Consider the following 16374-nt stretch of genomic DNA (forward strand, 5'->3'; position numbering starts at 1 on the left):
CCCGGTCACGACCCTGATCCGCAAAGCGCCTGACTTCAGCACCGAGGCTTTTACATCGCCTGCGTTTAACGATATTGCGCATCGAGGCAAATCGGGTTGGACTAACAGCTGATATGAACACCACGGGCAACGTTCTCATTCTCATCGCTTTGCTGCCGTTCATCGGAGCACTTGTTCCCGGTCTGATGATTCGAGCCGGGCGCAACGCCTGTGCAAGCTTCACTGCCGTTCCAACTGCGATTGCACTGATCCTGCTGCTGACTTTTGCGCCCGCTGTTCTGAACGGCGAGGTTATTCAAGCCGAGGTGGAGTGGCTGCCGCAATTGGGGCTGTCTGCGTCCTTCTTCCTTGATGGTCTGGGGTTGCTCTTTGCCTGCATGATCCTTGGCGTCGGCTTGCTTATCACGCTCTACGCCCGTTTCTACCTGTCTGGCGAAGATCCTGTTGGGCAGTTCTATACCTATCTGCTGCTGTTTCAGGGTGCGATGCTGGGTATTGTTCTGTCTGACAACATCCTGCTGCTGCTTGTCTTCTGGGAACTGACGTCGCTCTCGTCCTTCCTGTTGATCGGATACTGGAAACACTTGCCCGAAGGTCGGCAAGGCGCGCGCATGGCGTTGACAGTCACTGGTGCCGGCGGACTGGCGATGATTGGCGGTATGCTGATCCTTGGGAATATCGCAGGCAGCTACAATCTGACCGACATCCTGCAAGCAGGCGACGCGATCCGCGCGTCTGAATGGTATCTGCCTGCGCTAATCCTGATCTTGCTGGGCGCATTCACCAAGTCTGCCCAATTCCCGTTCCACTTCTGGCTGCCGCACGCGATGGCTGCTCCGACGCCTGTGTCAGCCTATCTGCACTCTGCGACGATGGTGAAAGCCGGTGTCTTCCTGATGGCCCGCATGTGGCCGGTGCTTTCGGGGACCGATGCGTGGTTCTATATTGTCGCGACAACCGGGTTGGTCACGATGGTGCTCGGCGCGCTGATCGCGCTGTTCAAAGACGATCTCAAGGCGCTTCTGGCGTTTTCGACGGTCAGCCATCTTGGCCTGCTGACCATGCTTCTTGGCTTCGGCACCGAGGCTGCGGCAGTGGCGGCGGTGTTCCACATCATCAACCACCTGACGTTCAAAGCGGCACTCTTTATGACCGCCGGGATCATCGACCACGAAACCCACACCCGCGACATCAAACGCTTGGGCGGACTAAGGCACCTGATGCCGATCACTTTCTTTATCGGCACGGTCGCGGCGCTGTCGATGGCGGGGATTCCGCTTTTCAACGGGTTCCTCTCCAAGGAAATGATGCTGGAAGAGGCATCGCATACTTATTGGGCCGGAAGCGCCTATGCCGTGCCGGTGCTGGCCACTATTGGCGCGCTCTTGTCCGTTGCCTACTCTTTCCGGTTCATCAGCCATGTGTTCTTTGGTCCGGTGCGCGACGATTACCCGGCCAAGCCGCATGATCCACCCTTTGGCCTGTGGGCCGCTCCGGCTTTGCTGGTCGTTCTGGTCGTCCTGATCGGTGTTATGCCTTTCCTTGCCGACGGCATTGTCGCAGCAGCGGCCAGTGCTGTCACAGGAGCCGAACTCGATCCACATCTCAAGATCTGGCACGGCGTCACACCCGCGCTGTTCATGTCAATCATCGCTGTTGTCGGCGGTGCGGTTTTGCTTGCCATGCACACGCCTTTGGATCGTGCGTGGATCAAAGTCCCCCGTCCCGAGGCGAAAGCCATTTTCGACCGGCTTATCGCCGCGATCGTTGCCCTGACACAGCGTATTACCGCAACCACCCACAACGGCTCGATCAGCCGCTATCTCGCAATATTCACAGTAAGCTCGGTTGTTCTGGGGGCTATCGCCTTCATGGGCGGTGGTCTGTCCGCACCGACCCGCGAAATGTTGCCCGTCCCAGCGGTAATCGCAGTCGGTTGGGTGATGTTGGTCGTTGCCACGATTTCGGTTGTAACAATGCACCATCGCCGGTTCCGGGCGTTGGTGCTGATCGGGATCATTGGCCTCACGATCTCGGCGGGCTTTGTCTACATGTCAGCCCCCGACCTTGCGTTGACACAGATCTCTGTCGAAACCGTGACGATCATGTTGCTCCTGCTGGCACTGCACTTCCTGCCCAAGGAAACCCCAAAGGAAAGCCCGTTCGGGCTCAAGGTCCGTGACGGGATCATCGCTGTTGCCGCGGGGGCTGGTGTTGGTGGCCTGTCCTTTGCCTTCATGCAACGCGACATCTCGACGATTTCGTCCTTCCATGTCGAAAACAGCTATGAAGGCGGTGGCGGCACCAATGTCGTCAACGTGATCCTCGTGGACTTCCGCGGATACGATACCTACGGCGAGATCATTGTTCTGGGGATTGCCGGTTTGTTGATCTACGCACTGATGCAAGCGCTGCTCGACGGCCCCGCCGCGCGTCGTTTGCGCAATGCCGACTATGCGCAGGACCGCTCCAAGGACCGTCACCCGCTGATGATGGTTGTCGTCACCCGGGTTCTGATGCCCATCGCCCTGATGGTCGGCATCTACATTTTCCTGCGTGGTCACAACCAACCGGGTGGTGGCTTTGTCGCCGGTCTCGTCGTCGCGATTGCCCTTCTGATGCAATACATGGCGTCGGGCTTTGCCTGGACACAAGACCGCCAACGCATCGAATACCACACGCTCATCGGCTTCGGAGTGCTCATCGCCGGTGTGACTGGTGCGGGGTCTTGGGTCTTTGGCGTTCCGTTCCTGACCAGCTCGTACACCTATGTGCATCTGCCCCCGATCGAGGAGTTCGAACTGGCGACAGCCATGCTCTTTGACCTTGGCGTGTTCCTTACGGTTCTCGGTGCCGTGATGCTGATGCTCTACAGCCTGTCGCGCATCGCACGCTATGCAGGGACCACGGTCAACGTGGACCCCATGGATTATGACCCAAGCAGTCGGGTCGAAGACACACCGGAGGCACGCTGACATGGAACTTCTTGTTGCAAGCGCCATCGGCACAATGACTGCAGGCGGCGTCTACCTGCTGCTTCGGTTGCGCACCTTTCCAGTGATCCTGGGCTTGGCGCTCCTGTCCTACGCGGTCAACGTGTTCCTGTTTTCCAGCGGGCGTCTGGCCATCGACATGTCGCCAATCCTGTCGAAATACGGCGAGGCAAGCTATACCGACCCGCTGCCTCAGGCGCTGGTTTTGACCGCGATCGTGATCTCCTTCGGGATGACGGCGGTTCTGGTGATGATCTCTCTAGGTGCGTTTTTGGAATCCGACACTGACAGCATCGACATAGATCAGGCCGACACCGACGAGGATGCTGCGAAATGAGCCACTGGATCATCCTCCCTGTCGTCCTGCCCGCCATGCTTGCGCCGATCATCGGCTTCATGATGCGGCACGACATCGTGCTGGCCCGCGTCACATCAACATTGGGCTCGGTTCTCTTGGTGGCCATTTCTTTTGTGCTGGTCAGCATGGCGATGGACGGCACGACCCACATCTACCGGTTGGGAGACTGGCCTGCGCCTTTCGGCATTGTTCTGGTCCTTGACCGCTTGTCGGCGCTGATGGTGCTTCTGACGTCTGTGCTGGCGTTGATGGTGCTATTGCATGCCATGGCCACCGGCTGGGATGATCGCGGAAAACATTTCCACGCGCTCTTTCAGTTCCAATTGATGGGCATCTGCGGCGCGTTCCTCACAGGCGACATCTTCAACCTGTTCGTCTTTTTCGAGATCCTGCTGATCGCTTCCTACGGCCTGATGATCCATTCGGGCGGCCGTGAACGGATGCGCGCCGGGCTGCAATACGTGGTGATGAACCTTGCCGGATCAACACTGTTCCTGTTTGCGCTGGGCACACTCTACGCCAGCACCGGCACACTCAACATCGCCGATCTTGCCGCAAAGATCCCCGATATTCCCGCTGATGAGGCAGGTTTGGTGCGGGTCGCGGCAATGCTGCTGATGATCGTCTTCGCGGTCAAAGCGGCCTTGTTCCCGGTTCAATTCTGGCTGCCTGCAACCTATGCCAACGCGCCAGCCCCTGTCGCCGCGCTATTCGCGATCATGACCAAGGTCGGCGCCTATGCCATCCTGCGGGTGCATACCGTTGTCTTTGGTCCGGGCGTTGCTGGAACTGAAGGCATGATCGACGCGTGGTTGTTTCCTGCAGCCGTTGTCACCATCGCGCTGGGCGCATTCGGCGTGCTTGGTGCAAAGCGCCTTATGCCGCTGATCAGCTTCTCGGTCATCGGCTCAATGGGGACGCTTTTGATTGCTGTCGCTGTTTTCTCGCCGGTCGCGACCACGGCAGCACTCTATTACATGGTGCATTCGACCTTTGCCGCTGCCTGCCTGTTCCTGATCGCTGATTTGGTGGTCAGCCGTCGCAGCGGTGACTCGCTGACACCCACATTTGCCACCGCACAGAACGGCCTCTTCGCGGCGATTTTCTTTGCCGCAGCCATCGCTATGGCTGGGATGCCGCCGCTGAGCGGGTTCCTCGGCAAGCTTCTCGTGCTGGATGCGCTGCGTGGTCCGGATGTTATCGTCTGGACATGGACGGCAATTCTTGTTGGGTCGTTGCTGACCATTGTCGGTTTTGCCCGAGCGGGCAGCGCCTTGTTCTGGAAATCCACCGCCATTCCGGCGCCCACATCGGACATGTCAGCAGCCATTCCGAACAACAACGCCACAGTGCTGCAGGTTGCACCTGTCATGCTCACCCTTGCAGTCCTTGTCGCGCTGTCGGTGTTCGCTGGCCCTGTGGCAGCCTATCTGGAACAGACGTCGAACCAATTGTTCGATCGGTCGGGATATATCTCGGCCGTGCTCGCGCCGGTTGCGGAGGGCTGAGTGATGCTGAAACGCCTGATCCCCCACCCGTTCCTGAGCCTGACGCTGGTGTTTGTCTGGTTGGCACTGGTCAACAAATTCACATTGGGCAACCTGCTGTTGGGTATCCTGTTCGGCATCGTCATCCCGATGCTCACAGCGCCGTATTGGCCGGATCGCCCGAAAATCAGCCGTCCTCTGAAGGGGCTGCAATACATCCTCATCGTCCTCTGGGACATTGTCGTTGCCAACGTTCAAGTCGCCGCCATCATCCTGTTCAAGTCCGAGAAGGACATCAGATCGCAATGGATGGTCGTCCCGCTTGATGTGACATCCGCCGAGGCGATCACGGTTCTTGCGGGGACGATCACCATGACACCCGGAACTGTCTCGACTATGCTATCCGCAGATGGCGGGAGCATCCTTGTCCATTGCCTTCACACCGACGATCCGGATGCAGTACGTGACGAGATCAAGAACAGGTATGAACGGCGGCTTAAGGAGATTTTCCAATGATCGAAGCAGCAATTTTGTTTGCAGCCGCATGCTATGGCATTGCCTTACTGCTCGACCTTTGGCGTATCGCGCAAGGTCCGGACGCAGCGGACCGCATTCTCGCGCTCGACACGATGGTCATCAATGTGATCGCTCTTCTTGTGCTATACGGCGTCTGGCGCGGTACAGCGATTTACTTCGAAGCTGCGATGCTGGTCGCTATGGTCGGCTTTGTGTCCACCGTCGCCTATTGCCGCTTTCTTCTGCGCGGCGACATCATCGAGTAAGGGCGGGCACTATGAACTTTGTCGTTGAACTTCTGATCGCTATCTCGCTCGTCATCAGTGGCGTCTTCGGATTGGTCGGCTCGTATGGTCTGGTCAAATTAAAAGACAGCCTTCAGCGGCTGCACGCGCCCACCAAGGCGACAACTCTTGGTGTCGGTGGGGTGCTTGTGGCATCGATGATCTATTTCTACGCCAAGACCGGATATCTCTCTATCCACGAGCTGTTGATTTCGGTGTTCCTGTTGCTGACCGCTCCGATCACGGCGAACTTCATCGCCAAGACCTACATGGCGCGCAACCTCAAGCGTCCTGATCTGCCGGACAGCCAAAGTACCTGCGGTTGGTCGATCTACGACGAACCACCCGAGTCGCGTCCGGGCTCTTAGACCTTTTTGCTGCCCTGAATCTCGCCCGTGGTCAAAACGGGAGAGGCATCCAGACTGCGGGCGTCCAACATGTCGGCCACACGCTCCAGTGTCGCGACAAGCTGTGCCTGTTCCCAATCCGCCATCTCGAGAAAAGCCCGCACATAGCGTTGCTGCAAGGCGTCCGGTGCGCGCTCCAATCTGGCATGTCCGTCCTTGGTGACGGTCACGTTGGTCTGTCGCCGATCTTGTTGTGACGGAACACGCTCGACCAACCCCTGTGCGACCAGCTTGTCGACAAGGGCAGACACTGTAGCTTGGCTTACACCCATCTGTGTCGCCAACGCCTTGGGCGTGACGCTGTCGCGTTCATCCACGATCTGGAGCACGCGCAACTGTGCCGGTGTCAGCCCCACTGAACCGGCAAGATCACGCGCATAGAGCTCGGTCGCGCGCAGAATGCGGCGCAACGCGATCAGGCTGTCATCCATGCGGGCATTGGCGTCCGTCGTCATGGCGGAAAACATCGCACGAAAGCCAGATCAGCTGCAATCTGCTTGGAAATCTAATAATTTAGCTTAGCTAATTAAAATGGGAACCAATCCATGGCTTGTGCGCTTAACCAACACGCCACTGTCAGCACTTCACGGCCGAAAATACGCTATGAGCGTGCCGTAAGATAAGCGTTGAAAAGCAAGCCATGATATACTACTTAGTTAGACGAACTAACAAAGGGTCAGAAAAGATGCCAAAACACAGTGACATTCCTCGAACGCGAACGCCCCGTCTGCGCAAACCAGAAGCGACGGACGGGGCTGCCATTTGGGAGCTTGTGAAGGAGTGCAAGCCTCTCGACGAGAATTCGATGTACTGTAACTTGGTTCAGGCTGACCATTTCCGCGACACCTGTATCGTGGCTGAACTTGATGGCGACATTGTCGGCTGGGTTTCTGGCCACATGATTCCCGACCAAGATGCGCTGTTTGTCTGGCAGGTCGCGGTCAGCGAGAAAGCCCGCGGCATGGGTCTGGGCAAGAAGATGCTGCTCGACCTGATCGAGCGCGATGCCTGCGACGACGCCAAGCACCTAAAAACGACGATCACCCGCGACAATGCCGCCTCATGGGCGCTTTTCCGGGGGTTTGCCCGCCGCATCGGCGGTGACCTGACAGATGCGCCGCACTTCACACGCGACGATCACTTCGAAGGTCGTCACGACACCGAACACATGGTGTCGATCACGCTTCCAACTGCAAGCGACCTCAAGCGCGCTGCCTAAGCTGCGCTCTCCTCACAATTCAAATTTCACTGCCTTGAAAGGACACATGATGCCCAAGGACATGAATACTATTTCCATTTTCGAACGTCGCGAAAGCGAAGCCCGCTCATATTGCCGTGGCATGCCTGCCACCTTTACGACCGCGAGCGGGTCGAAAATCACCGACGACACCGGCAAAAGCTACATCGACTTTCTCGCTGGCTGTTCGTCGCTCAATTATGGCCACAACGATCCCGACATGAAGGCGGCCTTGATCGAGCATATCTCGAATGACGGGATTGCGCATGGCCTGGACCTGCACACAAACACCAAGGCCGCATTTCTCGAAGCGTTCGAAGAACACATCCTCGAACCGCGGGAAATGGACCACCGCGTGATGTTCACTGGCCCGACCGGTGCCAACGCGGTTGAGGCCGCGATGAAGATCGCACGCAAAGTGACAGGCCGCACCAACATCATCGCCTTTACCAACGGGTTTCACGGTGTGACCACTGGCGCGCTGTCGGCCACCGGCAACGGCTATCACCGTGGCGGCGCGGGAACATCCTTGAACGGCGTGACACGCATGCCCTTCGACGGCTTCTTCCCCGGCGAAACCGACACGGCAGAATTCCTTGACGCCATGCTCAAGGACAAATCCGGCGGTGTGGATGCACCCGCTGCGATTCTGCTGGAAACCGTGCAGGGCGAAGGCGGTCTGAACGCCGCAAGCCCGGAATGGGTCAAGAAAATCGCAAAGCTGGCCAAAGACCACGGCGCGCTGCTGATCATTGACGACATTCAGGCCGGCTGCGGCCGCTGCGGTACATTCTTCTCGTTCGAAAAAATGGGCGTTATGCCTGACATCGTGACGATGGCGAAATCCGTGTCAGGTTTTGGCTTGCCGATGGCGTTGCTGCTTGTTCGCCCGGAATACGACATCTTCGGCCCGGCCGAACACAACGGCACGTTCCGCGGCAACACGCACGCCTTTATCACGGCCAAAGTCGCGGTCGAAAAATTCTGGTCTGACGACAGTTTCCAACAAGAACTGACCGAGAAATCGCAACTGATCCACGATGCGTTGGCTGATCTGGCCGCGATGGTGCCGGACGCTTACCTCAAAGGCCGCGGCCTGATGCAAGGCGTCGATGTCGGCTCTGGTGATCTGGCAGGCGAGATCTGCGCGCGCGCCTATGACAAGGGTCTCATCATCGAAACTTCGGGCAGCGAAGATCAGGTGATCAAGGTTCTCGCACCGCTGACCACATCGAAGGATACCCTGCGCAAAGGGTTCAACATCCTCCTCGACGCCGCAAACGACGTCCTGTCCGCCCCCAACAAAATCGCTGCGGAGTAACAGGCATGATCGTCAGAGACTTCAACAAGATTGTCGAGAACGAAAAAAACCGCGTCGTGTCGGATGCCAACTGGACAAGCGTCCGAATGCTTCTGGCCGACGACAATATGGGCTTTTCGTTCCACATCACCTTCCTCGAAGAAGGGTCAGAACACACGTTCGAATACAAGAACCACTTTGAAAGTGTGTATTGCATGAAGGGCAAAGGTGCGATCACCGATCTGGCCACCGGCGAAACCCACGAGATCGTACCGGGGGTGATGTATGCGCTCGACAAGCACGACCGCCACGTTCTTCGGGCCGAGGAAGAGTTGGTCATGGCCTGCTGCTTCAACCCGCCCGTGACCGGCACCGAAGTGCACCGCGAAGACGGGTCGTACGCTGCGCCGGAGACTGAGGACGCCTGATATGACACACACTGTCGAAAAAATCGGAGGGACATCCATGTCCCGCCTCGCGGAATTGCGCGACACGCTCTTCATAGGAAACCGCGCAACGTCAGAGGTCTACAACCGTGTTTTGGTGGTCTCTGCCTTTGCTGGGGTCACCAACCTTCTGTTGGAACACAAAAAGTCGGGAGAGCCGGGCGTCTACGCGCTCTTCGCCAACGATGACAGTAACCATAAATGGCAGGATGCGCTCGACCGAGTAGCAGAAGCTATGAAAGCTGCACACTCAGAGATCCTGACCCACAATGGCGATATCCAGCAGGCAGATCTTTTCGTCGATGAGCGCATCCTCGGCGCGCGCAACTGCCTGATCGACCTGCAACGCCTGTGTTCCTACGGTCATTTCCGCTTGCCGGAGCATATGGGCCATATCCGTGAACTGTTGTCTGGACTGGGCGAGGCGCACTCCGCCTTCGTCACGACCCTGATGCTCCAACGGGCTGATGTCGAAGCCCGTTTTGTCGATCTGTCCGGATGGCGCGACGAGGGCGATGTCTGCCTCGAAAAGCGCATCACCAGTGCGTTTGACGGTATCGACCCCACAACCGAGATGCCGATCGTCACCGGCTATGCGCAATGTGTCGAAGGCCTAATGAACGAATTTGACCGTGGCTATTCCGAAGTCACGTTCTCGCATCTTGCTGCCCTAACCGGCGCGCGCGAGGCGATCATCCACAAGGAATTTCACCTCTCCTCCGCGGATCCGAAACTGGTGGGCGAAGGCGCTGTGCGCAAGCTGGGCCGCACGAACTACGATGTGGCCGATCAGCTATCGAACATGGGGATGGAGGCGATCCACCCCAAAGCGGCCAAGACTCTCCGTCAGGCAGGCGTGCCGCTCCGTGTGACCAACGCGTTCGACCCCGGCGACCCTGGCACACTGATCGACGATCAGCCCGCTGACACCGCGGCAGCTGAAATCGTCACGGGCCTCGATATTGTGACGCTAGAGTTCTTTGAACAGGACATGGTGGGTGTCAAAGGCTATGACGCAGGCATTCTCGAAATTCTCAAGCGTCACAATGTCCGCATCGTGTCCAAGACGTCGAACGCCAACACGATAACCCACTACCTTGACGCCTCGCTCAAGACTATGCGCCGGGTAGAGCGTGACATCGCCAAGCTGTTTCCGGCCGCCGAAATCACCAGCCGTCGCCTCGCGATGGTGTCTGTGATCGGTCGCGACCTGAACGGTTTGTCGGTTCTCACACGCGGCCTGCAAGCCATCGCCAAAGCAGGCTGCGAAGCGATTGGCGCCAGCCAAGGTCCGCGAAACGTCGATGTGCAATTCGTGATGGACCGCGCGTCCACGGACACCGTGATCAAAGCGCTGCATGCAGAACTGATCGAAAACGCGCCGACACGGCTGTCCCGCGCGGCGTAGACGTTACATATTCCGATGCCCGGTTCAGGGCATCGGAATATCCGTCACGAATTTTGGAATCTGATAGCCCTTTTGCACCGCAGGGCGCTCTGCAATCCGCAGATACCAGTCTCTGACATTGGGAAAATCGTTCAAGTCGATCTCCTGCCATTCGAACCGCGCGGCCCATGGGAAGATCGCCATATCGGCAATCGTGTAGTCCCCTGTGATGAAATCGCGTTCTTCGAGCTGCGTGTTCAGCACCGAATACAGTCGCTGCGCCTCTTTCCCATAGCGTGCCTCGGCATAGTCCGACGTGCCCTTGTTGAACTTGAGAAAGTGATGGGCCTGACCCAGCATCGGCCCAAAACCGCCCATCTGCCACATCAGCCATTCCATCATCTGCCAATAGGCATCGCCTTCCGCCAGAAAGCGCTCGTGCTTCTGCGCAAGGTAAAGCATGATCGCCCCGCTCTCCATCAACGACAGACCGTTGTCCTGATCGACAATCGCAGGGATCTTGTTGTTCGGCGAAATCTTGAGGAAATCCGGCGCGAACTGGTCATCTTTGCCAATGTCGATGGCATGCACGTTATAAGGCACACCCAGCTCTTCCAGCAGGATAGACACCTTACGCCCGTTCGGCGTGGTCCATGTGTAAAGATCGATCATTCTGTCCTGCCTCTTGTACTGAATTCAGCGCAGCGCCTCACCCGTCGCTGCATCGAAGATGTGAAGCGTGTCCAGCGCCGCCGTCAAGGTCACCTCTTCCCCAACCTCCGGCGGCGTGCGCCCATCCGCCTTGGCGATGACCTCTTGCCCCTCGGCCCCGACATAGATTAGCGTTTCATGCCCTAGCGGCTCTCGCACCGTCACCGGCCCCCGCACCAACGCAGGCCCCGCGCCGGGATGCAGGTCTTCGGGCCGGACGCCAACTGTCAACGGGTGCCCGTCATCCGCTTCCAGCCCCAGATCCAGAACCTCCCCCGAACCAAGCCGCAGCGCGCCATTCGCCACCGTCCCCGACAGCATGTTCATCGAAGGAGCCCCGATAAACCGCGCTACAAAGGTATTCGCAGGCTTGTGATAAACCTCGGCTGGCGTGCCGACCTGCTGGATATGTCCGTCCTTCATGATCACGATCCGATCCGCCATCGTCATCGCCTCGACCTGATCATGGGTCACAAAGATGATCGTATTTCCGACCCGCTGGTGCAGCTTCTTGATCTCCAGCCGCATCTGCGTCCGCAGTTGCGCATCAAGGTTCGACAGCGGCTCGTCAAACAGAAACACCGCAGGGTCCCGCACCATCGCCCGGCCAATCGCAACGCGCTGCCGCTGACCACCGGACAACTGGCTCGGCTTGCGCGCCAAAAGGTCAGTCATCCCCAGAATGCCCGCCACCTCGTCAATCCGCGCTTCCTTGTCCGCCTTCGACATCTTCGCGGTCCGCAGGCCAAAGCCGATATTCTTGCGCACGGTCATGTGCGGATAGATCGCGTAGTTCTGAAACACCATCGCGATATCGCGGTCCTTTGGCTCGAGGTTGTTCACCACCCGCTCACCGATCACAATCTCGCCGCTGGTTGCATCCTCCAGCCCCGCGATAAGCCGCAGCGTCGTCGATTTACCGCAGCCAGACGGTCCGACAAACACCACGAACTCCCCGTCTTTGGAAACGGCGGTGCAAAATTAGGCCATGGTAGCGGCGGGATAGTCTCGCTGCGGGCGGAGTAAAATCCTGCCACTTTTCCCTTCTTGCATCGGCAGGGAGGGCGGGGAGATCTATACCGTGGAACTTTACAAGAAGGTTCGCTTGGCGTGTTCCGAGGGCATGAGCGCGCGGGCGGCGGCGAAGCATTTCAACATTTCGCGTGGGACGGTTGATAAGATGTTGGCCTTTTCGGTGCCGCCTGGCTACCGGCGGGACAAGCCGATCAGGCGGCCGAAGCTGGACGGGTTCACCGAGTTCATTGACGCCTGGCTTGAAGCCGACAAGGTCGTGCATCGCAAGCAGCGTCATACGGCCAAGCGGATATGGGAACGGCTTCAGGCCGAGCACGGCTTCACCGGAGGCTATACGATCGTCAAGGATTACGTGCGTGATCGCGAGCGGCGGACCCGGGAGATGTTTGTGCCGCTGGCTCATCCGCCGGGCCATGCTCAGGCCGATTTTGGCGAAGCGGTTGTCGTCATCGGCGGTGTCGAGCAGAAGGCGCACTTCTTCGTCATGGACCTGCCGCACAGCGATGCCTATTTCGTCCGGGCCTATCCAGCGGCGACGGCGGAGGCCTGGATAGACGGCCATGTCCGCGCGTTTGACTTCTTCGGCGGGGTGCCGCAGTCGGTGCTCTACGACAACGACCGCTGCCTGGTGTCGAAGATCCAACCGGACGGCACGCGCATCCGCGCCGCGCTGTTCAGCGGCTTGCAGTCGCATTACCTGTTTCGGGATCGCTATGGTCGGCCCGGGAAGGGGAACGACAAGGGCGCTGTCGAGGGGATGGTCGGCTACGCCCGCCGCAACCACATGGTGCCGATCCCCCACTTTGCCAGTTGGGACGATTTCAACGCAGACCTTGAAGGGCAGTGCCGCGCACGCCTGACGCGCATTCTTCGGGGTCACAAGGAGACGATCGGTGAGAGGTTGCAGCGCGATCTGGTCGCGATGCGCCCCCTGCCTGCCGCCCCGTTCGACGCCTGCGACCAAGCGGGCGGCAGGGTCAGCTCGCAGTCTCTCGTGCGCTATGACACCAACGATTACTCGGTCCCGGTCGCCTATGGCCACCAGGATGTCTGGATCCGCGGCTATGTCGATGAGGTCGTGATCGGCTGTCGCGGGGAGGTGATCGCCCGACACCCGCGCTGTTACGATCGCGAGGACATGATCTTTGATCCGGTTCACTACCTCCCGCTGATCGAGCGCAAGATCAATGCCTTGGACCAGGCCGCACCCTTGGCGGAATGGGACCTGCCCGAAGAGTTCCAGACTTTGCGCCGCCTGATGGAGGCGCGCATGCTCAAGATGGGGCGCCGCGAGTATGTGCAGGTGCTGCGTCTGCTCGAGACCTTCGAGATGGATGACCTGCATGCCGCCGTGAAGAAGGCCCTGAAGCTGGGCGCGGTCGGCTTCGACGCCGTGAAGCACCTCGTGCTTTGTCAGGTGGAGAAGCGCCCCCCGAGGCTTGATCTCGATGTCTACCCCTACTTGCCGCGGGCGAATGTCGAGACGACGCGGGCGGCCAGCTACATGGCCTTGATGTCGGAGGCGGCGGAATGACCGAGGCCCCGAAGATCCTGCTTGCCCACCATCTGAAGACGCTGAAGCTGCCCACATTCTTGCGGGAGCACGAGAAGGTTGCGCGTCAATGCGCCGCCGAAGGACTGGACCATGTCCAGTTCCTGTCGCGCCTCGTGGAACTGGAACTCATTGACCGCGAGCGGCGGATGGTCGAGCGCCGCATCAAGGCCGCGAAGTTCCCGGCCACCAAAAGCCTCGACAGCTTCGACTTCAAGGCGATCCCGAAGCTGAACAAGATGCAGGTGCTGGAACTGGGGCGTTGCGAATGGATCGACCGGCGTGAGAACGTGATCGCCCTCGGGCCCAGCGGAACCGGCAAAACCCACATTGCACTGGGCTTGGGACTGGCAGCCTGCCAGAAGGGCATGTCTGTCAGCTTCACCACCGCCGCCGCGCTGGTCAACGAGCTGATGGAGGCGCGAGACGAACGTCGGCTGCTGCGCGTCCAGAAGCAGATGGCTGCCGTGAAGCTGCTGATCATCGACGAGCTCGGATTCGTGCCCCTGTCCAAGACCGGCGCCGAGCTGCTTTTTGAGATGATCTCCCAGCGCTACGAGCGCGGCGCCACGCTGATCACCAGCAATCTGCCCTTCGATGAATGGACCGAGACCTTCGGCACCGAGCGGCTGACCGGCGCGCTCCTCGACCGGTTGACCCACCACGTCAACATCCTCGAGATGAACGGCGAAAGCTATCGCCTCGCGCAAAGCCGCGCACGCAAGCCCGGCGAAAACATCAACTGATCCAAAGCCCAGACTTGGACCTGACGGTCCAAGGCGGCCAGTCACCCGCCAGCTACATGGAGAGCGCGGCTGACTGGCCGCCGCTCATCACCCGCGTCCCGCGTAAACCCAAAGTGGCCCAGTTTTGCGCCGCCCCGTGGCCTAATTTTACTCCGCCGTTGACAATCCTGTTGCAGCCGAGCGGCGAAAGCGTTGCAATTGCGGGCAGTACCCACGTTTCCAAGATCGAATCCCTGAATCAGGGGGCGTGGCAGGCGTCGCAATAGCGCGTTCACACCCCGCCTTTTTGCCCAAAAATCAGACGAAGTTGCAAATACAGCGTAAAACTTGTGCGTTTAAGCCGTGGATCGCTATCCCGATGAACGACACATTTCCTGCAGTGAGAATCTGCGGCCTAGATACCGGCGGCTGATGCGCGTCATCAGTTGATCACGTGCGATGAAGCCGGCCGTTCAACTCCAGGCTCCACCGCACTTCGCAATAGACTTGCGTTTGCGATATCTGGGGCCTTGCTCTGCTCTTGGCAACCTTCGCGGCGCAAAACGTACAAAGGACGTTTGCATAATGTCGATGAAATTTCTCAGCACTACAGCGGCTGCCGCGCTTCTGGTTTCAACACTCCCTGCCCTAGCGCAGGACGTAAGCTGCCCAATCAAAGTGGGTGTTCTGCATTCGCTCTCCGGCACGATGGCGATTTCCGAGACCACGTTGAAAGACACGATGGAAATGCTGGTCGATATCCAGAACGACAAAGGTGGTCTGCTGGGTTGTGAGCTTGAAGCGGTTGTCGTGGATCCCGCCTCCGACTGGCCGCTTTTCGCTGAAAAGGCACGTGAACTGCTCACCGTTCAGGAAGTTGACGTGATCTTCGGGTCATGGACTTCGGTATCGCGCAAATCCGCCCTGCCCGTTCTGGAAGAACTTAACGGCCTGATGTTCTACCCGGTTCAGTATGAAGGCGAAGAAAGCTCCAAAAACGTATTCTACACTGGCGCCGCACCGAACCAGCAGGCGATCCCGGCCACCGATTACTTCCTTGAAGAACTCGGCGTCGAGAAATTCGCGCTTCTGGGTACCGACTACGTTTACCCGCGCACCACGAACAACATTCTCGAAGCCTACCTGAAGGACAAAGGCATCGCGGAAGAAGACATCTTCGTGAACTACACACCCTTCGGTCACTCTGACTGGTCCAAGATCGTCGCTGACGTTGTGGCGCTTGGCGCAGACGGCAAGAAAGTCGGCGTGATCTCGACGATCAACGGTGACGCAAACATCGGTTTCTACAAGGAACTCGCGGCCGCCGGCATTTCAGCCGATGACATCCCCGTCGTCGCGTTCTCGGTCGGTGAAGAAGAGCTCTCCGGTCTCGACACAAGCAACCTTGTCGGTCACCTTGCTGCCTGGAACTATTTCCAGTCCGCAGACACTCCCGCCAACGAAGAGTGGGTCGCCGCATGGAAAGCCCGCATGGGTGAAGATCGCGTGACCAACGACCCGATGGAAGCACATTACATCGGCTTCAACATGTGGGTGAACGCGGCCACCGCTGCTGGCACTACAGATGTTGATGCGGTTCGTACGGCAATGTACGGGCAGGAATTCCCGAACCTGACCGGCGGCACCGCCGTGATGCTGCCGAACCACCACCTGTCGAAGCCGGTTCTGATCGGTGAAATCCAGGCTGATGGTCAGTTTGACATCATCAGTGCAACCGATCCGGTTCCGGGTGATGCATGGACCGACTTCCTGCCGGAATCGGCGGTTCTGACATCGGATTGGAAAGACCTCGGCTGCGGTATGTACAACACCGAGACATCGACCTGCGTGCAGATCAAGTCGAACTACTAAGCCAATGAGCGGTGCGTGGGAAACCACGCACCCCACCCTTCCCGTAAGGTACGCGTTCGCGCGT

16 protein-coding genes are annotated in these 16374 nt (G+C 58.7%); 13 read left to right on the forward strand and 3 right to left on the reverse strand.

From position 1 onward, the window contains the following. Positions 1 to 113: 113 nt before the first annotated feature. From ACK3EW_RS18320 to ACK3EW_RS18345, 6 genes are read left to right on the forward strand one after another with little or no spacing between them, the layout of a single operon-like run. Entirely contained in the window at positions 114 to 2975 is a 2862-nt protein-coding gene (locus ACK3EW_RS18320; RefSeq protein WP_493807310.1) for a monovalent cation/H+ antiporter subunit A, read from the forward strand. Position 2976: 1 nt separating this feature from the next. After that, positions 2977 to 3330 (forward strand): Na+/H+ antiporter subunit C, encoded by a 354-nt coding sequence (locus tag ACK3EW_RS18325; RefSeq protein WP_085627600.1) that lies wholly within the window; start codon positions 2977 to 2979, stop codon positions 3328 to 3330. Continuing rightward, positions 3327 to 4859 (forward strand): monovalent cation/H+ antiporter subunit D, encoded by a 1533-nt coding sequence (locus ACK3EW_RS18330; protein ID WP_493807311.1) that lies wholly within the window; start codon positions 3327 to 3329, stop codon positions 4857 to 4859. The genes ACK3EW_RS18325 and ACK3EW_RS18330 overlap by 4 nt, the downstream gene beginning before the upstream one ends. Positions 4860 to 4862: 3 nt before the next feature. Continuing rightward, a complete protein-coding gene (locus tag ACK3EW_RS18335; protein WP_493807312.1) occupies positions 4863 to 5354 on the forward strand; it encodes a Na+/H+ antiporter subunit E in 492 nt (163 codons plus the stop codon). Next, on the forward strand, positions 5351 to 5620 hold the full coding sequence (locus ACK3EW_RS18340) for a K+/H+ antiporter subunit F (RefSeq protein WP_085627603.1): 270 nt from the start codon (positions 5351 to 5353) through the stop codon (positions 5618 to 5620). Before ACK3EW_RS18335 ends, ACK3EW_RS18340 begins: the two co-directional genes overlap by 4 nt. Positions 5621 to 5631: 11 nt before the next feature. Then, positions 5632 to 6006, forward strand: coding sequence for a Na+/H+ antiporter subunit G (locus tag ACK3EW_RS18345; protein ID WP_493807313.1), 375 nt, complete (start codon positions 5632 to 5634; stop codon positions 6004 to 6006). On the opposite strand, the gene ACK3EW_RS18350 is transcribed toward ACK3EW_RS18345, so the two are convergent. Further along, entirely contained in the window at positions 6003 to 6500 is a 498-nt protein-coding gene (locus ACK3EW_RS18350; protein WP_085627762.1) for a MarR family winged helix-turn-helix transcriptional regulator, read from the reverse strand. The two genes, ACK3EW_RS18345 and ACK3EW_RS18350, sit on opposite strands and share 4 nt — an antisense overlap. A 230-nt stretch (positions 6501 to 6730) precedes the next feature. Between ACK3EW_RS18350 and ectA the strand changes: the two genes are divergently transcribed. From ectA to ACK3EW_RS18370, 4 genes are read left to right on the forward strand one after another with little or no spacing between them, the layout of a single operon-like run. Then, positions 6731 to 7264, forward strand: coding sequence for a diaminobutyrate acetyltransferase (gene ectA, locus ACK3EW_RS18355; RefSeq protein ID WP_439121178.1), 534 nt, complete (start codon positions 6731 to 6733; stop codon positions 7262 to 7264). A 49-nt stretch (positions 7265 to 7313) separates the two neighbouring features. Further along, a complete protein-coding gene (gene ectB / locus ACK3EW_RS18360) occupies positions 7314 to 8603 on the forward strand; it encodes a diaminobutyrate--2-oxoglutarate transaminase (RefSeq protein ID WP_493807314.1) in 1290 nt (429 codons plus the stop codon). Between the two features lie 5 nt (positions 8604 to 8608). Further along, positions 8609 to 9010: an ectoine synthase gene (locus ACK3EW_RS18365; protein WP_493807315.1), complete on the forward strand. Its 402-nt coding sequence runs from the start codon at positions 8609 to 8611 to the stop codon at positions 9008 to 9010. 1 nt (position 9011) lies between these two features. Beyond that, the gene (locus ACK3EW_RS18370) at positions 9012 to 10436 is read left to right on the forward strand and encodes an aspartate kinase (protein ID WP_493807316.1); all 1425 of its coding nucleotides are present in this window, start codon (positions 9012 to 9014) and stop codon (positions 10434 to 10436) included. Positions 10437 to 10460: 24 nt separating this feature from the next. On the opposite strand, the gene ACK3EW_RS18375 is transcribed toward ACK3EW_RS18370, so the two are convergent. Next, positions 10461 to 11087: a glutathione S-transferase family protein gene (locus ACK3EW_RS18375; RefSeq protein WP_493807317.1), complete on the reverse strand. Its 627-nt coding sequence runs from the start codon at positions 11085 to 11087 to the stop codon at positions 10461 to 10463. A 24-nt stretch (positions 11088 to 11111) separates the two neighbouring features. Further along, the gene (locus ACK3EW_RS18380) at positions 11112 to 12071 is read right to left on the reverse strand and encodes an ABC transporter ATP-binding protein (RefSeq protein WP_493807318.1); all 960 of its coding nucleotides are present in this window, start codon (positions 12069 to 12071) and stop codon (positions 11112 to 11114) included. A gap of 127 nt (positions 12072 to 12198) precedes the next feature. Here ACK3EW_RS18380 and istA point away from each other — a divergent pair, with 127 nt between their 5' ends. The 3 genes from istA to urtA all read left to right on the forward strand — a co-directional run bounded on the left by istA (position 12199) and on the right by urtA (position 16310). Then, positions 12199 to 13695 carry an IS21 family transposase gene (gene istA / locus ACK3EW_RS18385; RefSeq protein WP_493809682.1) on the forward strand — a complete coding sequence of 499 codons (1497 nt, stop codon included), beginning with the start codon at positions 12199 to 12201 and terminating at the stop codon, positions 13693 to 13695. Continuing rightward, positions 13692 to 14459 carry an IS21-like element helper ATPase IstB gene (gene istB, locus ACK3EW_RS18390; protein WP_493806540.1) on the forward strand — a complete coding sequence of 256 codons (768 nt, stop codon included), beginning with the start codon at positions 13692 to 13694 and terminating at the stop codon, positions 14457 to 14459. Before istA ends, istB begins: the two co-directional genes overlap by 4 nt. A 564-nt stretch (positions 14460 to 15023) precedes the next feature. After that, positions 15024 to 16310: an urea ABC transporter substrate-binding protein gene (gene urtA / locus ACK3EW_RS18395; RefSeq protein WP_439120730.1), complete on the forward strand. Its 1287-nt coding sequence runs from the start codon at positions 15024 to 15026 to the stop codon at positions 16308 to 16310. Positions 16311 to 16374: the final 64 nt, after the last annotated feature.

Source organism: Marivita sp. NO-S04, from assembly GCF_059070475.1.